Raw genomic sequence first — 19,384 nt, 5'->3', positions numbered from 1 at the left:
TGCTGGCCGACACGTACCAACCGGTCTGCGCGCCGATGCTGAAGCCGATCTCACCGCTGCCGCTCTTGTTCTTCGACGACTGCGTGTGGTCTTCCGCTTCGCTGCGCAGGGTGATGTTGTCCCGCGCGGCCAGCGCCACGTTGTCACCCTTCACCTGGCTGCCGATGATGCTCAGGTCACCGGCGGTGGCCACGATGCTGACGTCGCCCTGGCTGCGGATGGTGCTGCCCACCGCCGACTGGTCGTGGCTGGTCTGGCTGGCACTGGAGCTGGAGGCGCCGATGCCGATGCGCAGGCTCACGCCGTCGGTGGCGCCGGAAGCACCTTGCTGCATGGCGCCGCCCACGCCAGCGGCGGCATTGGCCGCCTGCACCGCGTACAGCGCCTTCAGGCGATCATCCTGCGCATTGCCGGCCGCCTTGGCCGCACCGTAGGCGGCCAGGGCGGCATCCACCACACCGCCGGTCAGGCCGACGTTGATGCCGGCACTCTTCTGCTTGGTGCTCTGGTGTACCTCAGTGGTGCCCTGTGCCGCGTCGATCACCACCTGCCCGCCCACCAGCTGCGTACCGGTCTTCGACAGCACGTCCGAACCGGTGATGTGCAGCGTGTTGCCGGCGCTCAGGTTGACCCGCCCATCGGTTGAGCCGATCAGGCTGCCCTGTGGCGCGCTCTGCTCGATCTCCAGGCCCTTTTCCAGCTTGCTCTGGCCGATGGTCAGGTTGAAGCCACCACCGCCGAACACGCCCGAGCGCTTGACGGTCTTGTCATGCTCTTCGCTGTGCGTGGAGGTGGCCGTGCCGATGGTGAGGTCGCGGGTGGCGGCCACCACCACATCACCGGTGGCAGCCACCTGCGCCGCCTGCGCGACGACGTCACGTCCGGCGCCGATGGTCACCGTCTCGCCGCTGAGCGTGGTGCCCACCACCAGGCTGTCCCGGGTCGCGTCGTAAGTGGTGGTGGTCTTGCTCGACAGCAGGCCCTTCTTCCTGCGCGTGGTTTCCTGCTCCCAGCTGTGGTCCTCCTGCGCCGCCAGCAGGTTCACGTCGCGCGTAGCGGCAATGCTGATGCCGCCGTCGGTGCTGCCGACCTGCGTGGCAGTGAGGTTGGCATCGCGCCCGGCCACCAGCGCGATGTCACCGCCGGCCTGCAGCGAAGTGCCGTGCACGGTCTCGTCCATGCTCTGCGTGGTCTGCGAGAAGCGCTTGCCACGGCTCTGCTGCTGGCTGGTGTTGGTGGTGGTTTCGGCCTGCAGGTTGAGATCGCGCCCGGCCACCACGGCCAGGCCGTCGCCGGCCTTCAGCTGCGCGGCCTGCAGGTTCACGTCCTGCCCGGCCTGCATGCCCAGCGAGCCACCAGCCTCGATGCCGCTGGCGTTGAGGGTTTCGCGCGTGTAGCGGTTGCTGCCCCAGCCGCCCTGTTCGGTGGTGGTCAGTGCGTTGAGGTTGATGTCGTTGCCGGCCGTGGCATGGACGCTGCCGCCGGCCTTGGCGGTCACTGCCGTCAGGTTCAGATCGTGGCCGGCGTCCAGCGACAGGCCGCCGCCCACGTCCAGCGTGGTGCGACGCAGGCTTCCATCGCCCTGCATCTGCGTGGTGAGGTTGAGGTCGCGGCCGGCCTCCAGCGCCGCGTTGCCGCGGGCACGGGTCTGCGAACCGACCAGTGCCAGGTCACGTCCGGCTTCCAGCGCCAGGCTGCCGCTGCTGCGGATGCTGGCCACGTCGATGCCGCTGACACTCTTCAGGTCGCGGCCGGCCACCAGGGCCACGTTGCCGCCCTGGATCAGGCCGCTGTTGTTGAGGATGTCCTCCACGGCGGTGATGCGGGCATTGCCGCCCGCGGAGATGCCACCGCGATCGTTGAGCAGGCTGCCGGTATCGATGGTCAATCGATCATCGGCGCGGATCATGCCCTGGTTGGACACATTGCCGGCGCGGATCTCCACCGACTCGCCAGCGATGGCGGCGCCCCCCAGCTGCAGGCGGTTGGCGGTGGCCTGGGACAGGTACACCACCGGCACCAGCACCTTCTGGCCATCCACTTCCTGGGCGACCATCCACACGATGTCTTCGTTGAGCGCGGCCACCTGTTCGGCCGACAGCGCCACGCCCACGCTCAGCTGCTGGCGCGCGGCTTCGCTCACGCCGGCATCCATCATGGCGCGGTACTGGCCCATGCCATCGCCTTGGTCGGCATCCAGGTAGCGACGCCCGGTCAGGCCAGTGATCTGTTCCATCACCAGGCGCTGCTCGTAGAAGTCGTCACCCATCCGACGCAGCTGCTTGTCGGGGTCCAGGTTCAGGCGCTGGAACATGTAGTCCGAGCCGATCCACTGCCCGAAGTTGGCGAAGCGCGGATCGGTTTCCACCAGCCAGCGCTGGTTGCCCGGATTGACCGTGTACAGGCCGCCACTGGGCAGCGACAGGCCCGGCAGCGGATTCTGCGGGCTGCCCACCACCTGCGGCGGCGGCACCGTGGTGACACGTCCAGGGCCCGGGGAGCCGGTATCACCGGCCGTTCCCGCACCCTGCGCCTGCGCGCTGGCAGGCCCGGTGGCCACGCCCTGCTGTGCACCCGGTGCGCCAGCATTGCCGCCGACCGCGCCGGCGCCCTGCTGCTGGCCCAGTTCGGGTGCATAGGCGTTGTTGCCCTGCCAACCGGCGACGTCCAGCGGCGTGCCACCGCTATGCGCGGTGACCACGGCGTTGTTGACCTCGCGCGCTTCGATCTGCACCTTGCGGCCGGCGGTGATGCTGGCATTGCCACCGGCCAGCGTGACCTGCTTGGTGACCGTGCTGGTGCCCAGCGCGCGGCTGCCGCCATAGATCTCGAAGTCGCAGCGGCTGGGGCAAGGGCGGTAGGTGTAATCGATGGTCGACGTACGCTGGACCACCTTGTAGCCGGCCAGCGCCTCGTTGTTGACCACGCCGGCCCAGTCGTTGGGGTCTTCGCTGTTGGATGAGCCGCGGCCGTTGATCGAGAGGTTGCGACCGGCGGCGATGGCCGAGTTCCGGTTGTCGACCGAGCCGCCGGACATCTGCATGTCGCGACCGGAAATCAGCTGCGATGCCGCGCTGGCGGCGATGACGGTGGTGCCTTCCAGCACCAGGTCCTTGTGCTCGGTCCAGACTTCCAGCACGGCACAGTCGCCCGGGCACAGCTTGCCCGGCGGTGCCGGGCCGTCGATGCCGTCGACCCTGAACGTCCCGCTGTCCGGGTCGGCAGCGCCTTCGTTGCCGCTGTAGACCTTGTGCTGGGTGACCAGCACACGACGCTCGTTGGCCACGCCCAGTGCAGCCAGGATCAGATCGTTCTCGGCCTGGATGCGCCCGGAACGGTTGCGGATCTGCTGGGCGTTGCCGCCGTTCCAGCCCTGCAGGCGGATGTCGCCCAGGCTGAAGAGCTCGCCGTCGAGGTTGTCGATGTAGTTGGCATACAGGTTGATGCGGCCGGTGGCCGCCATCAGCCCTTCGTTGTAATCGCGTGCGACCAGCGTGTTGCCCAGGTCGCGGCCGTTGGTGATGCGCGAGGCGCGCAGTTCCAGCGCGTTGCCCATCAGGGTGCCGGTGTTGGTGATGTTGGCAGCCGACACCTCCACCGTATCGCCGTCAACGCGACCGGCGTTGCTGAAGTCACCTGCCGTGGTCAGCACAACGCGGCCGCTGCCATTGCCTGCCGTGGCATTGAGCAATGCACCGGCGGTGTTCTCGATCCGGGCCGCCGAAACTTCAAGGGTGCCCTTGCTCTCCAGGCGCCCCTGGTTGACCAGTGCGCCGGCAACGTCCAGCTTCAGCAGTCCGTTGCTCTCCAGGCGCTGGCCGTTGCCATGCACGTAATCGCCCGCCAGCGTCAGGCGCAGCTCGCTGCCGCCGAACAGGCGGCCGATGCCGCTGAAGGCCTGCAGGCGTGCGCCGAGTGCTTCATAGGCGCTGATTTCGCCGCCACCATTGGCCAGGCTGCCCAGCGTCAGCTGGCTCTGGCGACTGAGCAGCCGGCCGTTGCTGTTGTCCAGCGCGGCAAGATCCAGGCGCAGCAGGTTGCCTGCGCTGAGCTGGCCACCAACGTTGAATACCTGTGCGCCTGCGCGCTCCAGGTACAGGGTATTGGCGGCGTGGACCATGCTGCCGGCGTTGTCCAGCGAAGCGGTCTGCAGGCGCAGGTCGGTTCCAGCCACCAGCTTGGCCTGGCCGCCTTCGGCGCGGTTGTCCACGCTGCCTGCGGTCAGCGCCAGCGCACCACCGGTACTGCCCAGGGTGCCGCCACGGTTGTCCAGCGCACCGGCCGATTCCAGCGTCAGCTGCCCGGTGCCGTTGGCCACGATGCGGCCGCCACGGTTGCCCACTGAGGCAGCGCGGATACTCGCAGGGCCCTGTGCTTCGATGTTGCCCTGGCTGTTGTCCAGTGCCTGGCGGATCTGCAGATCCAGCGAGGTGCCGCCGTGGACCAGGCCACGCTGGTTGGCCAGCGCACCGGCCACGTCGAGCGCGAGTTCCTGGCGGGCGTAGAGGTTGCCATCCACGTTGCGCAGGTCGCCCGTGCGGCTGGTCACGCGCGCATTGCCCTCGGCCCCCAGCAGGCCATTGCTGTTGTCCAGCTGGGAGGCCAGCACCTGCAGCTGGCCGGCGCCGCGCTGCACGATGGTGCCAGTGCGGTTGTCCAACGCCCCGGCAGCGTCCACGGTAAGGTTGCCGCCAGCATCGAGCCGACCACCGGTGTTGACGATCTCCGTGCCGGCTACGCGTGCCCCGCTGCCTGCGGTGAGCGTACCGCCGCTGTTGTCGAGGCGACCGGCAACGGCCACGTCCGCCTCGCCGTTGCCGACGATCAGGCCTGCATTGCTGTTGTCCAGCGTGCCGGTCTCGATCTTCAGCACACCCGTGCCCGCATGCTCGATGCGGCCACCCTGGTTCAGCAGCTGCGCCGCCCGCAGATGGACATTGCCGGCGTTGGCGGCGATGCGCCCGCCGGTGTTGCGCAGCGCGCCTGACAGGCTCAGCTCGAACGGATTGGTGCCGGTCTGCAGCAGTTCGCCGGCGCTGTTGTCCAGCGCGGCCGCCAACAGGCCGATGCGCGTGCCCTGCAGGCTGCCCGCATTGCGCAGCAGGTCGGTGGCACGCAGGTCGAGCAGACCGATGGCGGTCAGGCTGCCGCCGATATTGCGCCACTCACCGCTGCGCGCCTGCGCCAGCAGGGTGCCACCGGACCAGACCTGGCCACCCTCCAGCAGCAGGCTGTCGCCCAGCAGGTGAACCTGCTGGCCGGCGTTGATCTGGCCGGCGTTGCGCAGCTGCTGACGCGCATCAAGGGTGACGCTGCCGGTGCTGCCGACCTTGCCGTCGGCCAGCAGGCCCGCCACGATCACGCCGCTGTTGTCGATCTGCCCCGCCCGCAATTCGATGTCACCCGAGGCCAGCACGCGCCCGCGATTGCTGGCCTGGGCGGCCTGCAGCGTGACGGTGCGCGCCTGCACGTCGGCCGCCGTGCGCAGTGCCTGCGCGGCCTGTAGCGACAGCGCGCCGCTGGCGAACAGCGCCGCCTGGTTGTCCAGGTCGCCACCGCTGTGCACCTGCAGATCGGCGGCGCTGTCGATTGTTCCCTTCAGCGTCACGTCGCTGTCGGCGGACAGCGCGACGCCCTGCTGCGCAAAGACCTTGCCCGACTGCTCCAGGCTGCCGCCTGCGTGGGCGGTGAGCGTGCCGGCGGCCAGCGCCCGCCCGCCCAGCACCAGTGCCTGGTCACTGTCGAGCTGCACGTTGCCACGCTCGCTACCCAGTTCACCCTGGCTGCGCAGGGTCCGGCCCCGCACCTGCAACGCCTGGCCGGCCACCAGGCTGCCCTGGTTGTCCAGCGAATCGCGCGCGGTGACATCGACATCGCCGGCGCCGTAGAGGTCGCCACGGTTGTCGATCACATCGGCCTTGGCCGTCAGCGCGCCCTTGGCGAACAGGTTACCCGCGTTGTCCAGCGTCACCGCATCCAGCTGCAGCGACTGCGCACTGGACAGGTTGCCGCCGGCGCGGTTGTGCAATGCATCGGCGCGCACGTCCAGCGTGCCGTCGCTGGCGATCACGCCGGCATTGTCCAATGTGGTGGTGCGCAGCTGTGAGCGGTCGCGACCGTAGATCACACCACTGTTGCTCAGCTCAGTGGCGCGCAGGTCCATTGCCTGCTGGCCATGCAGGCGACCGTCGTTGATGACCTTCTGCACGTCCACGGCCACCACGCGCGCCAGCGCCGTGGCGGCCGCCTGCTGGCGCAGGACGCCGCCCTGCAGGGTCAGGGTGCCGCCGGCTTCAAGCCGGTTGCGGTTGTCGAGCGTGGCAACGGACAGACGGGCATCGGCTGCGCTGCCGATGATGCCGGCGTTGTCCAGCACATCCGCGTCGACCTGCAGGCCCTCGCCCCCCTGGATGCTGCCGGTGGCGTCATTGTCGATGCGGGCGTTGGCCTTCAGTGCCAGCAGGTCCACCGCCTGCAGCGTGCCGCTGTTGCGCAGACGGTCGACCGCCAGCGCGGCCTGGCGGGCCTCAAGGGTGCCTTGGTTGTCCACGCCGCCGGCAGACAGTTCCAGCGCCTGCTCGGAGAGGATGCGTCCGGCGTTGTCCAGCTGCTGGCGCGCCTGGATCTTCAGCAGCGCGCCCGCAGACAGCTCGGCACCCTTCAGCTGCGTGATGCGGTCGGCCGCTGCACGCAGGTTCGCACCGGCACCGATGACGCCCTCGTTGTCGATGCTGGCCGCGTCGAGTTCGACGTCGGCGTCGCTGTACAGCTGGCCGGCGTTGTGCAGCTGCGCGGCCTGCATCCGTACGCCCTGGTTGCCCAGCAGCAGGCCGGCGTTGTCCACCTGGCGGGCCTGCACGTCCAGCGCCTGTGCGCCCAGGCGCGCGCCCTTGTCCTGCGCCAGCGTGTCGGCGCGCACGGCAAGCCCGGCGCCTGCGGTCACCTGTGCACCGTTCTGCACCTGTGCGGCAGCCAGCGCGATGCTGCCCGCGCTCTTCACCGTGTCAGCCAGCGTCAGCGTGCCACCGGCGTCCAGCTGCATCTGCGCGGCCTGCGTGCTGCCGGCCAGGTCCAGATTCTGGAGGGCGCGTACCGCCATCGCACCGCCCGCCGACGTGGAACCGGCAAGCGACGCCTGCCGGGCACGGATCTGAAGATCCCCCTGCGCGTACTGGGTACCGTCGGCCTTCAGGTCACCGTCGGTTTCGATCTGCAGGCGGCCTGCAGCCGCCGTGCGTCCGCTCAGGCGGACATCGCCGGCCTGGGTCAGGATGAAGTCGCCTGCGTCGGCCACCATCTGGCCCGTGCTGCGCACACCCACGCCGGCCTCGGTGCCGACCAGGCGGATCTTGCCTGCGTACATGCCACCGAGGGCGGCAACATCCAGGCCGAACTGCGGGCGTTCGCCTTCTCCGGTGATCGCCTGCGTCGCCAGGGTCTGGGCATCGATCTGGTTGGCGCCGGTGACCACGTTCACCTGGCGCGCCCAAAGGCCCGCGTTGAGCTGCACCGCGCGGGCCAGCAGGTCGACGCCTTCCAGGTTGCCGGCATCCAGGCCGTTGCCTTCCAGGCGGATCGTTCCGCGCGACACCCGGAACGCAGACAGGCTGCCATCGTTGCCGAACACCGGGGTGCCGGTGGTCAGCGTGCCACGGGTGGTATTGATGAAGCCGCAGCCATCGCAGGTGATGCCATTGGGGTTGGCGACGATCACCGCCGCCGAGCGCCCCGCCACCTCGATGTGGCCCTGCAGGCGCGATGCGTTGGTGGATGTCACCTCGTTGAGGATCAATCGTGCCGACTGGCCCGGCTGCAGATTGCCGTTGCCCTGGATGTAGCCACCCAGCTGGGTCTGCACGGTGCTCGCGCTGTTGTTGAGGATCTGCCCCTCGCGCCCGACGTTGTAGTCCTGGAAGCGGTTGTGCGATACGCCGCCCGCGTTGGGCCGGTTGATCTGGATGACCGGCACACCGTTCGCCGCCTGGTCGGCCCGTGCCTGCTCGCCGGCCTGCACCTGCACCTGGGCAAATGAGCTGCCTGGGGCCAGGAAGGCCAATGCCAGGGTGGCGCTCGCCATCGCGATGCGCAGGCGCACGGCCCAACCAGCGCCCGAAGCGGACAGGGACAGACTGCGGAATACGTTCTTCATGCCAGGTGCTTCCATCAACCCAGGGGGGAACTGCACACACAACAACCCGATCACGTCGCCACGTGGCGACGGTGCTTCCAGTCGAATCAGAACTGCCAGGACGCGCGGAATCCGATCACGTGACCGCGTGCCTCATACTTGAGCCAAGCCGGGCGGCTCATCGGTACGCCGACGAAGCCATCCCACGCCAATCCGCCCAGCTCGCCACGTGCACCCAGGTGGGCGCCGCTGAGGGTTCCGCCGCCGATACCCTGGCGGTCGTCGCGCTCGATGTGGCCGATATCGATGCCCGCATAGGGCGCGATGGCGCGATGTGCCATCCAGCTGATGCTGTTGCGCCAGTAGCCGCCACGGCTGCCGCCGAGTGGCACCTCGCCGTCGAAGCCGTTGACGGTATAGCGGCCACCGACGCTGATGAACTCCGAGCCGTACAGCGTGTCCTTGCTCCACTGGTAGCGGAGCGCGGTATTCCATGCCAGCGGACGCGGCCCGGATGTCAGGGCGCCACCGGCGCCGATATCCAGCGTGGTCAGCCCATAGCGGAACGTCGGCGCCAGGTCATCACGGCCCACGGCGTCATCATCGCCTCCCAGCCACGGCACGCCGCGGCGGTGCGCCAGGCGGATATCGGCCTGGACCCGCCCCAGGTACTGGCGGTGCAGCAGCGCCAGCTCGACCGAGGTAGTACGCCGGCGCTGGCCTTCGATCTCCACGCCTTCCACGTAGCTGTGCGACGACCGTTGCGCCACGCGCAGCTCGATGCCGCTGCGATAGCTCTGGCCACGCACCAGCAGCCGTTCCACGGCCAGGTCGACGTTGCTGGAGGTGCCGGTGCTGGCGAATGTGTCGGCGTTGCTGGCGATGGTCTGCTTGTAGCGCGAGCTGTAGGTGCTGGTGCTGAAACGCCAGTTGCCCAGCGGAACCGACCACGATGCATTGAAGCCGTGGGTACCCCGGCCCTTGTCGGCACTGCCGTCGCTGCTGACGCCGATGCTGAGCAGGTCGTTGACGCGAGCCAGGTTGTCTACCCACGCGGTCGCGCCGACCTGCTGCTTTCCGGTCGCACGGCTGCCGGCATCATCCAGCGACACCGAGGCACGCCATCGCTTGCCGTGGCGGATGCTGATGACCACGTCCGACTCGCCGGGCGCTTCGCCCGGCACCAGCTCCATGTTCACGTCCTGCGACGGAACGCGCTTGAGCTGCTCCAGGCCCTGTTCCAACGCGCGCAGATTGAGTACGTCCCCCGGCCGCGCGGGAAACGCACTCTTCCACATCGAATCGGGAACCTCTTCCGCGTTGAAGCGGATCTGCCGGATCACGCCCGGCACCAGCTGCAGGCGCAGGGTTCCGCTGCCCAGGCTCTGCTCGGGCAGGCCGATGCGGGTGGTCACGTAGCCCTTGGCCAGCGCCAGATCCGAAGCACGCCGCACGATCAGCGCGATGCCCTGCTGGCCCACGCAGCGGCCACGGTAGCGGTCGAGATAGCGCTGCAGGAACGCGAACTGCCCCAGATGCGCGCCGTCAAGCTGCAGCTGCTGCAGGGTGAAGCACGGTTCTTCGTCCGGCAGTTCCAGCGAATGCAGATCGGTGGCAGCGGCCGGCTGTTCGCGTGATACATCCGGCAATGCCTGCCGCTGCTCACGCTCGCGCGCCTCGCGCTCGGCGCGTTCACGCAGTTCCTGCTGCTCGGCGAACGAGGGACTGGCCGACTGTGCATGCACGACGCCGATCCACAACAGTCCCGCAGTGCCCAGAACGGCACGCACGCTGCATCCTGCTCTTCTGTTACCCATCAACGACTTCCTTGTCCAGCATTGGTACAGACCTGGGGCTGTGAACAGACATCGTGCAGAGAGAACATGCGGCCAGCACCGACTCGACCGCCAACCGCTATCGGCGGGAGTGCGCGGAACTTTAGGGTCTTTGCATCCGTGTACCCATTGCGGCGACGCAGTCGAGCACCACACGCTGAAGGATGGGCATCCTTCAGCTGCCGTCATGCGATGTCAATCGCTCCGGTCATCACGGCACCCGTGCGCACACCCATGCCCGCACGTCCCTGGCACCGGCCAGCCGCAACGTCTCGGCGATTTCCATCACTGTGCTGCCGGTGGTCATCACATCGTCCACGACGGTCAGCCGTGTCGGCGGCGACAAGCGCGTGCCGAATGCGTCAAAGAGATTGTCCCTGCGCTGTTCTGCGCTGCGCTCGGACTGCGGCGCGGTGTGGCGGCGTCGGTAAAGCCCCTGCCAGACCGGCATCGGCAACAGGCGGCACAGTTCGGCGGCCTGGTTGTAGCCGCGCTGGCGCAGGCGTTGATTGTGCAGGGGGACCGGCACCAGCGGCGCGCATGACCACGGGGGCGGGGCGCGCTGCATCAGCTGCGCGAGCAGGCGACCTGCCGCCAGGTCCTGATGGAACTTGTAGCGCACCAACAGCTGATCGACGGGGGGAAGGTACAGCAGGCTGGCATGCGTGGCGGACTGCGGCGGTACCTCGTCGCGGCATATACCGCAGACGATCAGGGCGTTGTCCGGCAACGGCAGTGCACAGCGCAGGCAGGCACGACCGGCCCAGGGCAGTCCGGCGAGGCAGGCGCTGCACAGGTCAAGTTCATCGTGGCCCGGCTCGCCACAGACCAGGCAGCGCAGTGGCAGCAGCACGCGAAGCGCTGCCTGCAGAAGACGAGTGGGCGTGGACAGGGCCGGCATGCGCTACAGCGTGATCGCGCTGCGGCCCCGGGGCCATCAGGCGCACGCCCTTCAACCCGTAGGCATCCTTACCCGTTTACGGAGCACTTCACCGCGTCGGCGCAGGTGCGGCATCCACACGCGTGCGGTACACCATGTAGGGCTTCTGCCGGCGATCCACGCCGCCATTGAAGCCGGCCTGTCGATGCAGCTGGTTGGCGGTGAAATACAGATAGCCGTCCGGCCCCATCGACAGCGTATCCGGCCACAGGATGCGCGGGTCGTGCACCACCGTCGTCCATCGCCCCTGCGCGTCGCGGGCATGGATGGCGTTGTGCTCGTAGTCGCTGGCATACAGCCGCCCGTTGGCGTCCATCTCCATGCCATCGGAGGCACCCTTGTCGCCCAGGTCGACCACCGCTGCCGCCAGTTCCGCTTCACTCAGCTTCGGGTCGCGCAGCAGCGCGGTCGGCACGCTGTACAGATGACGGCTGGACAAGGGTGTGTAGAACAGGGTGCCACCATCGGGCGACAGGGCGATGCCATCGGCGGCCACGGTGAACGGCGCCGACGAACCGTCGGCGTTACGCAGCCGCATCTGCCGCCCTTCCACGATCGGCACGAAGGCGGGATCGGCCGAGGTGGACACGTGGCCGACCAGGCGCTTGGACGCGGCGCCAGTGGCGAGGTCGATCACGATGATGCCGCCGATACCGCTCAGCGACGAGTCGGTCACGTAGGCCACGCCCTCGCGGCCAACACGGAAATCGAAGCGCACATCGTTGACATAGGTGCGCGCGTCGATGACGTTGGCCGGGAACACCAGCGTCCTGGCCACGGTGTTGGTGGCAAGGTCGATCGCCACCAGTTTGGCACCGCCGGCCTGTGGCGCAGAGAACCCGGGCGCGGCGGTATCCAGCACCCACAACCGGCCCTGGCCATCGGCCACCACGCTCTGCACGCTGATGAAATGGGCCGCCGGATCGGGACCGTCCTTGCGGTTGATGCGCGCATCCGGATAGGGAACGGCGCGGCCGTCGCGCCATTCGGCCACGCTGTAGGCCACCTCATCGCCCCAGCGCGGGAAGTTGACGAAGATCCGCCCGGTTTCAGATACCGCCACGCTGGTGGGCATGGCGCCATCGAAACGCGCCACCGGTTCGAGGGTGCCGATGCTGCGCTCGCTGGGCAGCAGGGGCGCGCCGGACATCGCCAGCGCGGGGGAACTGGCCAGGGCCAGGACGGCAGCCGCCAGGCTGCGGATACGGCAGTTGATCATGGTCGCGCTCTCGATGCAGGTCCGGGTGCAGCCCCGGCGTCGACGCATCTTCTGCGTCGCGCGTGGCATCGGGTAGACGGTGCAACGCGGAATCAGCTTCACTGCTGGAGTGAAGATGGAGGGCTGATTGATTGCGTTGATTGAAGCAATGATCGTTGTCTATCCGTTGCGTGCCTGCCTTGCGGCAAACCCGGTCAAGAAATCTCAACGGCTGCCAACGCGGTTTCGAACCTGTGCTGGCCCTCTTCACCCCACCAGGGAACGGTCATCACGCCCCCCCGCCGCTGCAACTGGTGCAGAAGGAGCAGGAAGGCCTGGACCTCCCGCTGGCCCCATGACGCTCCCATGCGGTAATCCAGCGTCAACCCATGGCGCATGACGAGCACACCCAGTTCTGGCAGAAGAACCCCGCCGCAGGCAATGTCTGCAAGGCCGACATGGAAGGGTTCCACTTCGTCCTGGAGAACGCGTCGCGCGTCGCCCGGTCCCATGAACGGCTGACCAAGATCTTCCGCACGGTGCCAGAGCTGCACGCTTCCAGAACCCGCGACGCGGGCACCGCAGGCAAACAGATAGGCGAACGCATCGGCCGTTCCGGCGGCCTCACGGTAGGCGAGCTCCACTTCCGGAAGCGAGCCATCATCGGTCACGAAGTAGCACCGTAACGTCGCCAACACCTCCTCTGGGAGGAGAATTGCTGCTCCAGGCTGTATTGCTCCTAGCCATCTCCATTTTCGCGGGTGCGGGACGTTCGCACAGCAGGCGCCTCGACAGCCACATCTTCAGCCGTTTTCGGCACCATCAACAGCTCCGCCAACCCGCGATAGATCGGTACCCTGCACACCAGCCCGGACACACCACGCGCGATCAGCACCGTCGCCAGGATCGGCAACAGCAGGTCGCCGCTGTCGGTCAGCTCCAGCGAGATCACCGCCGAGGTCAGTGGCGCCTGGGTCACACCGGTCAGGTAGGCGCACATGCCCAGCAACACGAACGCGCGCGGGTCCACGCCCGGCATCAGCACTGACAGGTTGTGGCCGAGTCCCGCGCCGACCGCCAACGCAGGTGAGAACAGGCCACCGGGAATGCCCGCCACGTACGAGGCCAGGTTGGCCAGCAGCTTCATCAACCCGAACTCATGGCCGACCAGCGCCTGGCCCTGCACCAGGCTGCGCGCTTGTTCGTAACCGGTGCCGAACGCGCCTTCGCCGAACACCAGGGCCAGCATGACCACCACCAGGCCGCAGCCCGCGGCCAGCAATACCGGATGCCGCTGCCGCAGCTGGCCCAGCCAACGCGGACGGCCCGCCGCGCTGGCCAGTACCGCACGTGCGAACAGCCCGCCCAGCAGGCCCGCCACCACGCCGCACAGCAGGATCGCCAGCCAGCCCTGGCCGAGCGGCAGACGCGCGCTCACATGGCCGAAGTAGGTGTAATTGCCCAACAGACCGAGCGATGCCACGCCACCGACGATCACCGCGGTCAACAGGGTGCCGGAGAAGCGATGTTCGAAACGGCCGCTGAGCTCCTCGATGGCGAAGACGATGCCGGCCAGCGGCGTGTTGAACGCCGCCGCAATACCGGCAGCGCCACCGGCCAACAGGAAGTGCGAGAGCTCGCGGGGATCCTTGAAGCCGAACCAGCGGCCGAACAGATACATCAGGCTTGCGCCTACGTGCACGGTGGGCCCCTCGCGCCCGACCGATGCCCCACCCAGAAGCGACAGCGAAGTCAGCAGCAGCTTGCCGGCCGAAACCGCTGGGGAAAGGTTGGTTTTCCGGAACGGCTCATCGGCCTTGTCCAGCGCAGCGATGACCTGCGGAATGCCGCTGCCCCGCGTGGGCTTCAACACGCCGGAAGTGAGCCAGGCCAGCAGCGCGAAGATGCCCGGCGTGAGCAGCAGGGCCCACCACGGCGAGTGCGAGGTGATGCGCTGGAACAGATGGAAGGCCGCATCGCTGGCCTTGGCAAACAGGATCGCCACCAGTGCCACGGCCACCGCGCCGCCCCACAGCGCGGCGCGGCGGCGCCAGGCCTCGCTGAGGACCAGCGCGGTGATGCGCCCACGAAGGTGGTAAAGATCAAACATGGGAAAGAGTCTGCGCGCCAGCACTTGCGTTGTGCAGCAGGCACTGTGGCTGGACGCCTTGCAGCATGCGGTGAAATGCGGCGCTTCGCTCGATGCTCTATTGCACCGACGATCTGTAAACCAAATTAAAATGCAAATGGTTGACAGCCTCCCCGCGCCCACCCACACTGCCGCCCTCGCTCCACTCGTACCCAAGGTCCCGCCATGGCTGCTGCCATCCGCCACGACTGGCAACACGACGAACTGCAGGCGCTGTTCGATCTGCCGTTTCCAGAGCTGCTGTTCCGCGCCGCCGCGGTGCACCGCGAGCACTTCGATCCGGCGCAGGTGCAGGTGTCCACGCTGTTGTCGGTGAAGACCGGAGGCTGCCCGGAAGACTGCGCGTACTGCCCGCAGGCGCAGCGCTACAGCACCGGGGTGAACGCGCAGAAGCTGATGGAGACCGACGCGGTGCTGGCCAAGGCGCGCCAGGCCAAGTCCGCCGGTGCATCGCGCTTCTGCATGGGCGCCGCGTGGCGATCGCCGAAGGACCGCGACATTCCGAAGGTGGCGGCGATGATCGCCGGGGTGAAGGCGCTGGGCCTGGAGACCTGCGCCACGCTGGGCATGCTCAGTGGCGAGCAGGCGCGTGCGCTGAAGGATGCGGGCCTGGACTACTACAACCACAACCTCGACACCGCGCCGGACTACTACGATTCGATCATCCACACGCGCCAGTACCAGGACCGTCTGGATACGCTGGAGCACGTGCGCGATGCCGGCCTGAAGACCTGCTGCGGTGGCATCGTCGGCATGGGCGAGACGCGCGCGCAGCGCGTCGGCCTGCTGCTGGCGCTGGCCTCGCTGCCGGCACATCCCGATTCGGTGCCGATCAACAAGCTGGTGCAGGTGCCGGGCACGCCGCTGCATGGCAGTGCCGAGCTGGACCCGTTCGAGTTCGTGCGCATGATCGCAGTGGCGCGCATCGCCATGCCGCGCTCGATGGTGCGGCTGTCGGCCGGGCGCGAGGCGATGAGTGACGAACTGCAGGCACTGTGTTTCCTGGCCGGTGCCAACTCGATCTTCTACGGCGACAAACTGCTGACCACCGGCAACCCGGAGGGCGAGCGCGACCTGGCTTTGTTCGCCCGGCTGGGCCTGCAGCCGATGGCGGTGCAGGTGGATGCCGAGGGCCATGACCACGGCGGCACCGTGCACGCCGATATCAGTGCCGATACGCCCGGCTGTGGCTGCGCTCACGCGGCCTGAGACGGGCCGCAAGCAGCCGCCGCGTCAACGCGCTACCCTAGCCGCCCCGTCGACGCATTCAGCCACCATGGCCCGCCCCGACCTGACCGCCCGCCTCCACGCCCAGCGCGCCCTGCGCGATGCCCAAGGCCGTCGCCGCCCGCGACGCACGGTCACCCGTCGCGATGGCGTGCGCCTGGAAGTGGACGGCCAGTGGCAGACCGGCTTCTGCAGCAACGACTACCTCGGCCTGGCCCAGCAGTTCAGCGTGGTCAACGCGCTGCAGGACGCCGCCGCACGCGAAGGCGCTGGCGCCGGTGCCTCGCACCTGGTCTGCGGCCATCATGCCCTGCATGAGGCGCTGGAACGCGAGGTGGCCGAATGGCTTGGCTATCCGCGTGCGCTGCTGTTCGGCAGTGGCTTCGCCGCCAACCTGGCGGTGCAGCAGGCGCTGCTGAGCGAAGAGAACGATGTCTGCGTACAGGACAAGCTCAACCACGCCAGCCTGCTCGATGCCACCCGGTTGGCCGGTGCACGCCTGCGCCGTTATCCGCATCTGGATGCGGAAGGCGCAATGCGTCAGCTCAAGCATGCGCCCGATGGCGCGGCAATGCTGGCCACCGATGGTGTTTTCAGCATGGATGGCGACATCGCACCGCTGCGTGCATTGTCGCTTGTGGCACGCCTGCAGCAGGCGCTGTTCTATGTGGATGATGCGCACGGTGTAGGCGTGGTCGGTGATGGCCGGGGTGCCGTGGCCGCCGCCGGGCTGGGTGTGGACGATGTGCCGCTGCAGCTGGTCACGCTGGGAAAGGCACTGGGCGGTTCGGGTGCACTGGTGCTGGGCCGCGACGACCTGATCGAGCATCTGGCCGAGACCGCACGCCCGTACATCTACACCACCGCCGTGCCACCAGCGATGGCCGCCGCTGCGCTTGAAGCGGTGCGCCTGGCGCGCAGGGACAACTGGCGCCGTTCCAAACTGGCAGACCTGATCGCGCTGTTCCGCAGCGAAGCACGCCGCCATGGGCTGGACCTGATGGCTTCGGACACGCCGATCCAACCGCTGCTGTGCGGCGATGACCACACCGCCGTAGCCATGTCCACGGCGCTGGAACAGGCCGGCTGGCTGGTCGGTGCGATCCGCCCGCCGACCGTGCCGGAAGGTAAGGCGCGCCTGCGGGTGACACTGTCTGCGCTGCACACGCCGGAACAGGTGCGGGGGCTGGTCGAGGCCATCGCCAGCGCGCGCGAACGCGTGGCCCTGGCCGTGCGTGAAGCCGCGCCACCGCCGCTGCCTGTCTTTGCCTGAGTTCCGTGTCGTTGCCCATGCATATTGACGTCACCGGCCGTGGGCCGGACCTGGTGCTGATCCACGGTTGGGCTCTGCAGGGCGGCGTGTTCGCGCCGCTGGTGCAGCGGCTTGCGGACCAGTTCACCCTGCATCTGGTCGACCTGCCCGGCCATGGGCACAGCCGCGAGGACACCACGCCGCTGCGCCTGCCGTTTGTGGTAGGTGCCATTGCCGCGGCTACGCCGCCGGCGGTGTGGTGCGGCTGGTCACTGGGCGGCCTGTTCGCATTGCACGCGGCGGCCACGCTGCCAAAGGTGCGCGGGCTGGCGATGATCGCCGCCACGCCGCGCTTCGTGCGAGGCGATGACTGGCCGCACGCGGTGGAGCCGGCGGTGTTCGAGCAGTTCGGCCGCGAGCTGGCGACCGACTTCGGCGGCACGCTGGAACGCTTCCTCGCGCTGGACGTAATGGGCTCGGCACACGCCCGCGAGGAGCTGCGCACCCTGCGCCAGCGCCTGGTCGAGCGCGGTGCGCCCACCGAACGCGCCCTGCTGGAAGGCCTGCGCCTGCTCGAAAGCACTGACCTGCGCGGCGCACTGCCAACGCTGGGCAAGCCCAGCCTGTGGATCGCCGGCCAGCGTGACCGGCTGGTGTCTCCGGTGGCGATGCAGGCCGCCGCAGCACTGGCCCCGGGTGCGCAGGCGCTGACCATCGCCCACGGCGGCCACGCGCCGTTCCTTGGCCATGCCGACGAAGTGGCCGCCGCCCTGCAACACTTCGTTGCCGCCCTGTCGCCGGCTGATGGCGGACAATGAACACCTTCCGAATTCCGCAGGACTGACGCATGGATCTGGGCATCAACGGCCGCTGGGCACTGGTCTGCGGCGCCAGCAAGGGATTGGGCCTGGGTTGCGCGCGTGCGCTGGTGCGCGAGGGCGTGAACGTGGTGATCGTGGCCCGTGGTGACGCTGCGCTGCAGGCCGCCGCTGAAGAACTGCGTGCCGTGCCCGCCGCTGCCGAGGTGCGCGCGGTTGCCGCCGATGTCACCACCGAGGCCGGCCGTGCTGCGGCACTGGCCGCATGCCCGCAGGTGGACATCCTGGTCAACAACGCCGGTGGTCCGCCGCCCGGTGATTTCCGCAGTTTCGAGCGCGACGACTGGATTGCCGCGCTGGACGCCAACATGCTGGCGCCGATCGCGCTGATCCGCGCCACCGTCGACGCGATGATCGAGCGCGGCTTCGGCCGCATCGTCAACATCACCTCGTCGGCGGTGAAGGCCCCGATCGACATCCTGGCGCTGTCCAACGGCGCGCGCAGCGGCCTGACCGGTTTCGTCGCCGGCCTGTCGCGCCGCACCGTGGCCCACAACGTCACCATCAACAACCTGCTGCCCGGCCAGTTCGACACCGACCGCCTGCGCGCCAACTTCGCCCACAGTGCGGGCAAGGACGGCGATGCTGGCGAAGTGGCCGAGCGCCGCCGCCAGCAGATTCCCGCCGGCCGCTTCGGCACGCCGGACGAGTTCGGCGCCGCCTGCGCCTTCCTGTGCAGTGCGCAGGCCGGTTACCTCACCGGGCAGAACCTGCTGATCGACGGCGGCGCCTACCCCGGTACGTTCTAAGAGACTTTCGCAATGCCGTCCCACTTCGATGCCCGCCACGTCCGCCGCGCGTTCGCGCGTGCCGCCAGCAGCTACGACGCCGCCGCCGCCCTGCAGCGCGAGGTGCAGTCGCGACTGATCGAATCGCTGGACTACCTGGAGGCACGCAAGCCCGAGGTGGTGCTGGACATCGGCGCGGGTACCGGCCATGCCAGTGCGTTGATGAAGAAGCGCTGGCCGAAGGCGCAGGTGATCGCGCTGGATGTGGCGCTGCCGATGCTGGACCAGGCCAAGCGCCAGGCCGGGTGGTGGAAGCCGTTCCAGCGCCTGTGCGGCGATGCCGCCGCGCTGCCGCTGGCCGACAACAGCGTGGATGTGATCTTCAGCAACCTGTGCCTGCAGTGGGTGGACGACCTGCCGGCGGTGTTTGCCGGATTCCGTCGCGTGCTCAAGCCCGGTGGCCTGCTGCTGTGCTCGACCTTCGGCCCGGAAACCCTGGTGGAACTCAACGAAGCGTTCGCCGCCGCCGATGATCGTCCGCACGTGAGCCGCTTCGCGCAGATCGCCCAGTTCGGCGACGCGCTGATGATGGCCGGCTTCCGCGACCCGGTGCTGGACCGCGATCTGTTCACCCTGACCTACGACGACCTGCCCTCGCTGATGCGCGAGCTGCGCGCGATGGGTGCGACCAACGCGCGGGTGGACCGCCGCCATACGCTGACCGGGCGTGGTCGTTTCGCCGCTGCCGCCGCCGCATACGAGCCGATGCGCCGTGCCGACGGCAAGCTGCCCAGCAGCTGGGAAGTGATCTACGCCCACGCCTGGGCACCGGATCCGGGCGCGCCGATCCGCGAAGGCGGGCATGACGTCGCCTCGGTGCCGGTGTCGGCGATTCCGATCCGCCGCAAGCAGACCTGATCGTCTGGTAGTGCCGGCCGCTGGCCGGCAACCTCACGATTCCATGGTGGGCATCTGCCGGCCAGCGGCCGGCACTACCAAATGCGACGCCATACGCGAATCGCTCTGGTGGGTGCCGCCCTTGGTCGGCA

General features: G+C 68.5%; 11 protein-coding genes. 5 read left to right on the top strand and 6 right to left on the bottom strand.

What is annotated here, in order from left to right:
- From AC5P9P_RS20170 to AC5P9P_RS20145, 6 genes are all read right to left on the bottom strand, one after another.
- On the bottom strand, positions 1 to 8,149 hold an 8,149-nt coding region (locus tag AC5P9P_RS20170), incomplete at its 3' end, for a two-partner secretion domain-containing protein (protein WP_495233063.1).
- Between the two features lie 86 nt (positions 8,150 to 8,235).
- Positions 8,236 to 9,918: a ShlB/FhaC/HecB family hemolysin secretion/activation protein gene (locus tag AC5P9P_RS20165; protein ID WP_495233062.1), complete on the bottom strand. Its 1,683-nt coding sequence runs from the start codon at positions 9,916 to 9,918 to the stop codon at positions 8,236 to 8,238.
- A gap of 256 nt (positions 9,919 to 10,174) precedes the next feature.
- On the bottom strand, positions 10,175 to 10,864 hold the full coding sequence (locus AC5P9P_RS20160) for a ComF family protein (RefSeq protein ID WP_111188367.1): 690 nt from the start codon (positions 10,862 to 10,864) through the stop codon (positions 10,175 to 10,177).
- An 88-nt stretch (positions 10,865 to 10,952) separates the two neighbouring features.
- Positions 10,953 to 12,122, bottom strand: a complete 1,170-nt coding sequence (locus tag AC5P9P_RS20155; RefSeq protein ID WP_111188368.1) for an L-dopachrome tautomerase-related protein — start codon at positions 12,120 to 12,122, stop codon at positions 10,953 to 10,955.
- 194 nt (positions 12,123 to 12,316) lie between these two features.
- The gene (locus AC5P9P_RS20150) at positions 12,317 to 12,772 is read right to left on the bottom strand and encodes a hypothetical protein (protein ID WP_032964538.1); all 456 of its coding nucleotides are present in this window, start codon (positions 12,770 to 12,772) and stop codon (positions 12,317 to 12,319) included.
- A gap of 68 nt (positions 12,773 to 12,840) precedes the next feature.
- Complete coding sequence (locus tag AC5P9P_RS20145) at positions 12,841 to 14,211, bottom strand: chloride channel protein (protein WP_049433591.1); 1,371 nt, start codon at positions 14,209 to 14,211, stop codon at positions 12,841 to 12,843.
- Positions 14,212 to 14,415: 204 nt separating this feature from the next.
- On the opposite strand from AC5P9P_RS20145, the gene bioB reads away from it, so the two are divergent.
- The 5 genes from bioB to bioC all read left to right on the top strand — a co-directional run bounded on the left by bioB (position 14,416) and on the right by bioC (position 19,253).
- On the top strand, positions 14,416 to 15,459 hold the full coding sequence (gene bioB, locus AC5P9P_RS20140; RefSeq protein ID WP_033833755.1) for a biotin synthase BioB: 1,044 nt from the start codon (positions 14,416 to 14,418) through the stop codon (positions 15,457 to 15,459).
- 67 nt (positions 15,460 to 15,526) lie between these two features.
- Positions 15,527 to 16,750, top strand: a complete 1,224-nt coding sequence (bioF, locus tag AC5P9P_RS20135; RefSeq protein WP_033833756.1) for an 8-amino-7-oxononanoate synthase — start codon at positions 15,527 to 15,529, stop codon at positions 16,748 to 16,750.
- Positions 16,751 to 16,767: 17 nt separating this feature from the next.
- Positions 16,768 to 17,547, top strand: coding sequence for a pimeloyl-ACP methyl ester esterase BioH (gene bioH, locus AC5P9P_RS20130; protein WP_033833757.1), 780 nt, complete (start codon positions 16,768 to 16,770; stop codon positions 17,545 to 17,547).
- 29 nt (positions 17,548 to 17,576) lie between these two features.
- Positions 17,577 to 18,356: an SDR family oxidoreductase gene (locus tag AC5P9P_RS20125; protein WP_049453741.1), complete on the top strand. Its 780-nt coding sequence runs from the start codon at positions 17,577 to 17,579 to the stop codon at positions 18,354 to 18,356.
- 12 nt (positions 18,357 to 18,368) lie between these two features.
- Positions 18,369 to 19,253, top strand: coding sequence for a malonyl-ACP O-methyltransferase BioC (gene bioC / locus AC5P9P_RS20120; protein WP_005414800.1), 885 nt, complete (start codon positions 18,369 to 18,371; stop codon positions 19,251 to 19,253).
- The last annotated feature ends 131 nt before the right edge of the window (positions 19,254 to 19,384 follow it).

It is taken from the genome of Stenotrophomonas sp. YJH_SMC_14-1 (assembly GCF_059372275.1).
The sequence above is the reverse complement of the archived record's forward strand: the minus strand, read 5'-3'. Positions and strand labels throughout refer to the sequence as shown.

What these genes read in the sequence shown, in the direction of transcription:
- bioB (WP_033833755.1), top strand. Translation starts at nt 14,416, where the DNA reads ATGGCTGCTGCCATCCGCCACGACTGGCAACACGACGAACTGCAGGCG.
- AC5P9P_RS20125 (WP_049453741.1), top strand. Translation starts at nt 17,577, where the DNA reads ATGGATCTGGGCATCAACGGCCGCTGGGCACTGGTCTGCGGCGCCAGC.
- bioC (WP_005414800.1), top strand. Translation starts at nt 18,369, where the DNA reads ATGCCGTCCCACTTCGATGCCCGCCACGTCCGCCGCGCGTTCGCGCGT.
- bioH (WP_033833757.1), top strand. Translation starts at nt 16,768, where the DNA reads ATGCATATTGACGTCACCGGCCGTGGGCCGGACCTGGTGCTGATCCAC.
- AC5P9P_RS20160 (WP_111188367.1), bottom strand. Translation starts at nt 10,864, where the DNA reads ATGCCGGCCCTGTCCACGCCCACTCGTCTTCTGCAGGCAGCGCTTCGC.
- AC5P9P_RS20145 (WP_049433591.1), bottom strand. Translation starts at nt 14,211, where the DNA reads ATGTTTGATCTTTACCACCTTCGTGGGCGCATCACCGCGCTGGTCCTC.
- AC5P9P_RS20155 (WP_111188368.1), bottom strand. Translation starts at nt 12,122, where the DNA reads ATGATCAACTGCCGTATCCGCAGCCTGGCGGCTGCCGTCCTGGCCCTG.
- bioF (WP_033833756.1), top strand. Translation starts at nt 15,527, where the DNA reads ATGGCCCGCCCCGACCTGACCGCCCGCCTCCACGCCCAGCGCGCCCTG.